The 7,732-nt window shown below is 71.7% G+C and carries 7 protein-coding genes; 1 reads left to right on the forward strand and 6 read right to left on the reverse strand.

Features of this window, described 5'->3' with window-relative positions:
* Positions 1–207: 207 nt before the first annotated feature.
* From pdxT to pgsA, 6 genes are all read right to left on the reverse strand, one after another.
* Positions 208–810: a pyridoxal 5'-phosphate synthase glutaminase subunit PdxT gene (gene pdxT / locus ABZ646_RS34995; RefSeq protein ID WP_360528129.1), complete on the reverse strand. Its 603-nt coding sequence runs from the start codon at positions 808–810 to the stop codon at positions 208–210.
* Positions 810–1,715 carry a pyridoxal 5'-phosphate synthase lyase subunit PdxS gene (pdxS, locus tag ABZ646_RS35000; RefSeq protein ID WP_132889256.1) on the reverse strand — a complete coding sequence of 302 codons (906 nt, stop codon included), beginning with the start codon at positions 1,713–1,715 and terminating at the stop codon, positions 810–812. The genes pdxT and pdxS overlap by 1 nt, the downstream gene beginning before the upstream one ends.
* A 117-nt stretch (positions 1,716–1,832) precedes the next feature.
* A complete protein-coding gene (locus ABZ646_RS35005; RefSeq protein WP_360528132.1) occupies positions 1,833–2,384 on the reverse strand; it encodes a hypothetical protein in 552 nt (183 codons plus the stop codon).
* Positions 2,385–2,506: 122 nt separating this feature from the next.
* The gene (locus ABZ646_RS35010; RefSeq protein WP_360528135.1) at positions 2,507–3,667 is read right to left on the reverse strand and encodes a glycosyltransferase family 4 protein; all 1,161 of its coding nucleotides are present in this window, start codon (positions 3,665–3,667) and stop codon (positions 2,507–2,509) included.
* Positions 3,664–4,572 (reverse strand): phosphatidylinositol mannoside acyltransferase, encoded by a 909-nt coding sequence (locus ABZ646_RS35015; RefSeq protein WP_360528138.1) that lies wholly within the window; start codon positions 4,570–4,572, stop codon positions 3,664–3,666. Before ABZ646_RS35015 ends, ABZ646_RS35010 begins: the two co-directional genes overlap by 4 nt.
* Positions 4,569–5,246, reverse strand: coding sequence for a phosphatidylinositol phosphate synthase (gene pgsA, locus ABZ646_RS35020; protein ID WP_360528141.1), 678 nt, complete (start codon positions 5,244–5,246; stop codon positions 4,569–4,571). Before pgsA ends, ABZ646_RS35015 begins: the two co-directional genes overlap by 4 nt.
* A gap of 277 nt (positions 5,247–5,523) precedes the next feature.
* Between pgsA and ABZ646_RS35025 the strand changes: the two genes are divergently transcribed.
* A complete protein-coding gene (locus ABZ646_RS35025) occupies positions 5,524–7,722 on the forward strand; it encodes an elongation factor G-like protein EF-G2 (RefSeq protein WP_360528144.1) in 2,199 nt (732 codons plus the stop codon).
* Positions 7,723–7,732 lie beyond the last annotated feature (10 nt).

The raw sequence follows: 7,732 nt of genomic DNA on the forward strand, positions 1-7,732 counted from the left end.
CGGCGGCCGGGGCCGAGGGCGCCACGGCGACGTCCGGCATCACCGCGCTCACCGCTTGTGAACGAGGTCCCCGCCCGGCGCAGTTGGTCTTCGCGCTTGGCATCGATCACGGCCTTCTTGTGCTTCGTCGTAGCCCATTTAGAGTGGCCGGACATCTGCCTGTCTCCTTCGCGTAACCCATCCGAACAAGGAACGCCAGAGATCCTACTAGGACTCCGTCGCCCGGTTCGCGTGCACCATGTCGACGAACAGGGCGTGCACACGGTGGTCACCGGTCAGTTCCGGGTGGAACGACGTGGCGAGCGCGTTGCCCTGGCGGACCGCGACGATGTGGCCGTCGTGCTCGGCGAGCACCTCGACGTCGGCACCCACGGACTCGACCCAGGGGGCGCGGATGAAGACGCCTTCTACAGGATCGCCGTCGATCCCGCGCACGTCGACCGCCGACTCGAACGACTCGTTCTGCCGCCCGAAGGCGTTGCGGCGCACGATCATGTCGATGCCGCCGATCGTCTCCTGGCCCGAACGCGGGTCGAGGATCTTGTCGGCGAGCATGATCATGCCCGCGCAGGTGCCGTAGACGGGCATGCCGGCCCGCACGCGCGCGCGGAGCGGGTCCATCACGCCGAACAGGACGGCCAGCTTGGAGATGGTGGTGGACTCGCCGCCCGGTATGACCAGGCCGTCCACCTCGGCGAGTTCCTCGGGGCGGCGCACCGGTCTGGCCACGGCGTCGGCCGCGGCCAGGGCGACGAGGTGCTCCCGTACGTCGCCCTGGAGCGCGAGCACTCCGACCACGGGAGTGGTCATCACCAGCCCCGGTTCGCGTAACGCTCGGCCTCGGGGAGGGTGTCGCAGTTGATGCCGACCATGGCCTCGCCGAGGTTGCGGGACGCGTCCGCGATGATCTTCGGGTCGTCGTAGAACGTGGTCGCCTTGACGATCGCGGCGGCGCGCTTGGCCGGGTCACCGGACTTGAAGATGCCGGAGCCGACGAAGACGCCCTCGGCGCCGAGCTGGCGCATCAGCGCGGCGTCGGCCGGGGTGGCGACGCCACCGGCGGAGAACAGCACGACCGGCAGCTTGCCCAGCTCGGCGACCTCCTTGACCAGCTCGTAGGGGGCTCGCAGCTCCTTGGCGGCGGCGTACAGCTCGTTGTTGTCGCAGCCGCGCAGCTTGGCGATCTCGCCCTTGATCTGGCGCAGGTGGCGGACGGCCTCCACGACGTTACCGGTGCCGGCCTCGCCCTTGGAGCGGATCATGGCCGCGCCCTCGGCGATCCGGCGCAGCGCCTCGCCCAGGTTGGTGGCACCGCAGACGAAGGGGGTGGTGAACGCCCACTTGTCGGAGTGGTTGACCTCGTCGGCCGGGGTGAGGACCTCGGACTCGTCGATGTAGTCGACGCCGAGGGACTGCAGGACCTGGGCCTCGACGAAGTGGCCGATGCGGGACTTGGCCATGACCGGGATGGAGACCGCCTCGATGATGCCCTCGATCATGTCCGGGTCGGACATCCGGGCGACGCCGCCGTCCTTGCGGATGTCGGCCGGGACCCGCTCCAGGGCCATGACGGCGACGGCGCCCGCGTCCTCGGCGATCTTCGCCTGCTCCGGCGTGACGACGTCCATGATCACGCCGCCCTTGAGCTGCTCGGCCATGCCGCGCTTCACGCGGGCGGTGCCTGTCTCGGGGGCCTGGTTGTCGATGGTGGACACGGGTGACCTCACTCGTCGAAAGAGGGTTTCTGCGAACACCGAGGAAACGCGAGCGGACCAGTCCACAGCAAGGGCCAATGGGAAGGGCGTGGATCCTTTTGCCGGTCGGCTCCCCGGCTAGGCCGCGCGCTCCGCCAGGGCCGCGGGCGGCTCGTCGTCCATCTCGAAGGCCATCGGGAACGGTGCGTGTCCGGCCAGCCGGAACCAGCGGACCTTGCGGTGTTCGCGGAGCCTGCGGGCCGCGCCGACGGCGTCGTTGTGGAAGCGGCGGGCCATCGGCACCCGGCGCACGGCCTCCCCCAGCTCGGTCGCCGCCGCGTCACCGCCGGGCGCCTCGCGGACCTCCTCCACCTGCTGCGGCTCCTCGAAGACCGCGCGCAACGCCTGGCTCAGCTCGCTCTCGGCGACCTCCCGCTGCTCCTCCTCGGCCTGCCGAGCGGCGTGCGCGGCCTCGTAGAGCACGATCGAGGCGGCCGGGTCCAGCACCCCCGAGGTGGCCAGTTCCTGGGCCACGGAGGCGCGCCGCAGCAACTGTGCGTCGAGGGCGGCACGCGCGGCGTCGATCCGCGAGTGCAGCCGGTCGAGCCGGCCCGCGGTCCAGCTCAGATAAAGGCCGACCATCACGAGGGCGACGAGAACACAGAGGGTCCAGACGAGGGAAGCGCTCACGGGCGGAACGCTATAGGAAACGCCCGTCGAAGCGCCCCGAAGGGGGCGCGAGGAACTGCGCGACCAGCCAGAACGGCGCCGCAGCTGTCAGACGACACATCGCGCCCCTCCCGGCGAAGCACTCAGTCCCGCGCCAGCCCGAACCGCGCCCGCAGCCCCGGGCGTTCGTCCGCCGCCACCGCCGCCGCTCCCGCGGTCACCGTCTCGTAGACGGAGAGGATGTCCGCGCCCACCGTCGACCAGTCGAACCGGCGCACGTGGACGCTGCCGCGCTCCCGTAGCTCCGCCCGGCGCTCCGGGTCCCCCAGCAGCCGTACCGCCGCCTCGGCCAGCGCGTCCGCGTCCTCGTTGGCGAAGAGTTCGCCGGCCGCGCCCTGGTCCAGGACCTGCGCGAAGGCGTCGAGGTCGGAGGCGAGGACGGGGGCGCCCGCGGAGAGGGCCTCCACCAGGATGATGCCGAAGCTCTCGCCCCCGGTGTTGGGTGCGATGTACAGGTCGAGGCTGCGCAGGAAGCGGGCCTTGTCCCCGTCGCTGATCATGCCGAGGAACTCGACGCGGGAGCGCAGCTCGGCGGGCAGCGACTCGACCGCGGCCTCCTCGTCGCCGCGGCCCGCCACCAGGAGCCGGGTCCCCGGGCGGGCGGCGAGGATCTTGGGGAGGGCCTTCATCAGGACGGGCAGCCCCTTGCGGGGCTCGTCGATGCGGCCGATGAAGCCGATCGTGTCCCCCTGCCACTCGGGGCGCGGCTCGGCCTTGGCGAAGAAGTCCACGTCGACGCCGTTGGGGATGACGACCGCGTCGCCGCCCAGGTGCTCGACGAGGGTGCGGCGGGCGTACTCACTGACCGCGATCCGGGCGCTGATCTTCTCCAGGGCGGCCTGGAGGATCGAGTACGCGGCGATCATCGCGCGGGAACGCGGGTTGGAGGTGTGGAAGGTCGCCACCATCGGGCCCTGCGCCGCCCAGCAGGTCAGCAGGCCGAGGGAGGGCGAGGTCGGCTCGTGGATGTGGACCACGTCGAACGCGCCCTCGTGCAGCCAGCGGCGCACCCGCGCGGCGGACAGCAGGCCGAAGTTGAGCCGGGCCACCGAGCCGTTGTAGGGCACCGGGACGGCACGGCCCGCCGAGACGACGTAGGGCGGCAGCGGGGTGTCGTCGTCGGCGGGGGCCAGCACGGAGACGTCGTGGCCGAGGCGGATGAAGTACTCGGCCAGGTCGCGGATGTGGAACTGGACGCCACCGGGGACGTCCCAGGAGTACGGGCAGACGATGCCGATCCTCACGACGGTCCCTTCGCGGGGTCGAGGTCGGCGAGCCACAGCCGCTGGAGCATGTGCCAGTCCTCCGGATGGTCGGCGATCCCGGTGGCGAAGGCGTCGGCCAGCGCCTGTGTCATCACGGACGTCCTGGAGGTCCGGTCACCTGACTCGGGTACCTCGATCGGGGCGTGGACGCGGCCCTTCATGACGGGGGTGTCGTCGTACCAGAGCGTCACGGGGAGCAGGTGCGCGCCGGTCTGCTGGGCGAGCAGGGCGGGGCCCGCGGGCATCCTGGCGGTGGCGCCGAAGAAGTCGACCTCCACTCCGGACTCGGACAGGTCGCGGTCGGCGACCAGGCAGACCAGGCCTCCGTCGCGGAGCCTGCGGGCCAGGGTGCCGAAGGCGGAGCCGCCGCTGTGCGGGAGGACCTCCATGCCGAGGCCCTCGCGGTAGGCGACGAACCGGTCGTAGAGAGTCTCCGGCCTGAGGCGTTCGGCGACCGTGGTGAACGGGGTCTTCAGCTCGGTGGTGACCCAGGCGCCCGCGAGGTCCCAGTTGGCCAGGTGCGGCAGCGCGATGATCACGCCCCGGCCGGAGGCGAGGCCGTCGGTGAGGTGGTGGAGGCCCTTGGGGGCGAAACCGGTCCGGACGCGCTGCTCGCTCCAGGCCGGGAGCCGGAAGGACTCCATCCAGTAGCGCAGGTACGACCGCATGCCCGCCCGGGAGAGCTCGCGCAGCCGCTCCGGGCCCGCGTCGGGCCGCACGCGCGCGTAGTTCGATTCGAGCCGTCGTACGCCCTTGCCGCGCCGCTTCCAGGCGAGGTCCGCGATGGAGTCGCCGAGGCGCACCGCGACCGGCTCGGGCAGCTTCTTGACGGTGCCCCAGCCCACTCCGTACAGGGCGTCGGTGAGCCGCTCCGCGGCGGTCACTGCGCGGCCTCCGTGCCGTGCGAGGCCCGCTCGCCCTCGGCCGCCGCCTCCGCCTCGGCGGACTCGCGGCGCACGGTGACGACCCGCTGCACCAGGGTGACCAGGCTGCCCACGGCGACGATCCACAGGGCGATCGGGAGCAGGATCTGGATGCCGGGGACGCCGAACTTGTGGAATCCGGCCAGACCTGCCGCCACCAGCGAGATCACCAGCCGCTCGGCACGCTCCACGAGCCCGTTGACCGCGACCGGCAGTCCGATGGACTCGCCGCGCGCCTTGGTGTAGGACACCACCTGGCCGCTGGCCAGACAGAAGATCGAGACCGCGCACAGGACGTCGTTGTCGCCGTTGCCCGCGTACCAGAGGGCGAAGCCGCCGAAGATCGCGCCGTCGGCGACCCGGTCCAGGGTGGAGTCCAGGAAGGCGCCCCAGCGGCTGGTGCGGCCCAGCTGGCGGGCCATGTTGCCGTCGACCAGGTCCGAGAACACGAACAGCGTGATCACGATGGTGCCCCAGAAGAACTCGCCCCGGGGGAAGAAGACCAGTGCGCCTGCGACCACTCCGGCCGTGCCGAGGAGCGTGACCGTGTCCGGGCTCACGCCCCGGCGGATGAGAAACGCGGCGAACGGTGTGAGGACACGCGTGAAGAATGCACGCGCGTACTTGTTCAGCATGGCCTTCCCGACGGTCGTTGCGCCGTGCGGCCCCTGCTGGCCGCCCCGGCTGGCCCATCGTAGCCACGCGGGCGTGCGTGCGACGGGCGGGCACTCTCGGACGGCCCCGGCGGCCACGACCGCCGGGGCCGCGCGGGCACGATCGCGTCCTTCGTATGGACGCACCGTGACGGGAGTGGAAAGCTCGAATAACCGCGGGCGTCATCGGAGCCGCCACCGCACGCGGCCCGGCCTGCCCGCGCCCACAGAGACCTCACCGTGCACGGGAGGCAAAACCATGGGCGACAAGGTCAAGGAACACCTCGGAGCCGCCGGCAGGGCTACGGCGGCCGACCACCCCGCGTCCGTACGGAATGTGGTGCTGGTCGGCCACTCCGGAGCGGGCAAGACGACATTGGTGGAGGCTCTCGCGCTGACCGCGGGAGCGGTGAACCGGGCGGGCCGTGTGGAGGACGGCGGCACCGTCTCGGACTACGACGACATCGAGCACCGGCAGCAGCGCTCCGTGCAGCTGTCGCTGGTGCCGGTCGACTGGAACGGAATCAAGATCAACATCCTGGACACCCCGGGATACGCCGACTTCGTCGGGGAGCTGAGGGCCGGTCTGCGCGCGGCGGACGCGGCTCTCTTCGTCGTCTCCGCCTCCGACGGGGTGGACGGTTCGACCCGGATGGTGTGGGAGGAGTGCGCGGCCGTCGGGATGCCGCGGGCGATCGTGGTCACGCACCTGGAGGCCGCCCGCGCGGACTTCGAGGAGATGACCCGGGTGTGCGCCGAGGCGTTCGGCGGCGACGACCCCGACGCCGTGCTCCCGCTGTACCTGCCGCTGCACGGAGCGCAGGGCCCGGACGGGCACGCGCCCGTGACCGGCCTGGTCGGGCTGCTCACGCAGAAGCTGTTCGACTACTCGTCCGGGGAGCGCAAGGAGTCCGAGCCCGGGCCCGACCAGCTCCCGGACATCGACGAGGCCCGCAACCGGCTGATCGAGGGGATCATCTCGGAGAGCGAGGACGAGACGCTCATGGACCGCTATCTGGGCGGCGAGCAGATCGACCTCAAGACGCTGGTCGAGGATCTGGAGCGGGCCGTCGCCCGCGGCACCTTCTTCCCCGTCCTGGCCGCCGCCCCCGCGGCCGAGGGCGCCCGCCAGGGGCTCGGCACGGTGGAACTGCTGGAACTGGTCACGGGCGGCTTCCCGACGCCGTTCGAGCACCCCACCCCCGGTGTCACCACCGTCGACGGCAGGCCACGCGAGATCAAGCCGTGCGACACCGGCGGTCCCCTGGTCGCCGAGGTGGTGAAGACCGCCTCCGACCCCTACGTCGGCCGGGTCTCGCTGGTGCGGGTCTTCTCCGGCACCCTGCGCCCCGACGAGACGGTGCACGTCTCCGGGCACGGACTGACCGACCGGGGCCACGAGGACCACGACGTCGACGAGAAGATCGGCGCCCTGTCCACCCCGTTCGGCAAGCAGCAGCGGCCCGTCACGCACGTCATCGCCGGTGATCTCGCGTGTGTGGCGAAGCTCGGCCGCGCGGAGACCGGGGACACGCTCTCGGCCAAGGACGACCCGCTGCTCATGGAGCCCTGGGAGATGCCGGACCCGCTGCTGCCGCTGGCCATCCAGGCGCACAGCAAGGCCGACGAGGACAAGCTCTCGCTGGGCCTCGCCCGGCTGGTCGCCGAGGACCCGACCATGCGGCTCGAACAGAACCAGGACACCCACCAGGTGGTGCTGTGGTGCCTGGGCGAGGCGCACGCGGACGTCGCCCTGGAGCGCCTGCGCAGCCGCTACGGCGTCCAGGTCGACGTCGTACCGCACAAGGTGTCCCTCCGGGAGACCTTCGCCGGCAAGTCCGCCGGACGCGGCCGGCACGTCAAACAGTCCGGCGGGCACGGGCAGTTCGCGATCTGCGAGATCGAGGTGGAACCGCTGCCCGGCGGCTCGGGCATCGAGTTCGTCGACAAGGTGGTCGGCGGTGCGGTGCCCCGGCAGTTCATCCCGTCGGTGGAGAAGGGCATCAGGGCCCAGGCCGCCAAGGGGGTCGCCGCCGGCTACCGGCTGGTCGACGTACGGGTCACCCTGCTCGACGGCAAAGCGCACTCGGTGGACTCCTCCGACGCCGCTTTCCAGACGGCCGGCGCGCTGGCGCTGCGGGAGGCGGCGGCGGACGCCAGGATCCACCTCCTGGAGCCGGTGGCCGAGGTGTCCGTGCTGGTCGGCGACGACTACGTGGGCGCGGTGATGAGCGACCTGTCCGGGCGGCGCGGCCGCGTGCTGGGCACCGAGCAGACGAGCGGCGGGCGCACCCTCATCAAGGCCGAGGTGCCCGAGTTCGAGATCGATCGGTACGCGGTCGACCTGCGCTCCCTCTCGCACGGCACGGCCCGCTTCAGCCGCTCCTACGCGCGGCACGAGGCGATGCCGCCGCAGGTCGCCGAGAGGATTCGCGAACAGGTGAAAGAGGCCTCGTAATCGGCCGCAC

Origin of the sequence: Streptomyces sp. NPDC007162 (genome assembly GCF_040634175.1) — a bacterium.
Lineage (GTDB): Bacteria > Actinomycetota > Actinomycetes > Streptomycetales > Streptomycetaceae > Streptomyces.

Bases quoted from the DNA above. Each gene is read 5' to 3' on its own strand.
- pgsA (WP_360528141.1), bottom strand. From the start codon at position 5,246: ATGCTGAACAAGTACGCGCGTGCATTCTTCACGCGTGTCCTCACACCG.
- ABZ646_RS35025 (WP_360528144.1), top strand. From the start codon at position 5,524: ATGGGCGACAAGGTCAAGGAACACCTCGGAGCCGCCGGCAGGGCTACG.
- pdxT (WP_360528129.1), bottom strand. From the start codon at position 810: ATGACCACTCCCGTGGTCGGAGTGCTCGCGCTCCAGGGCGACGTACGG.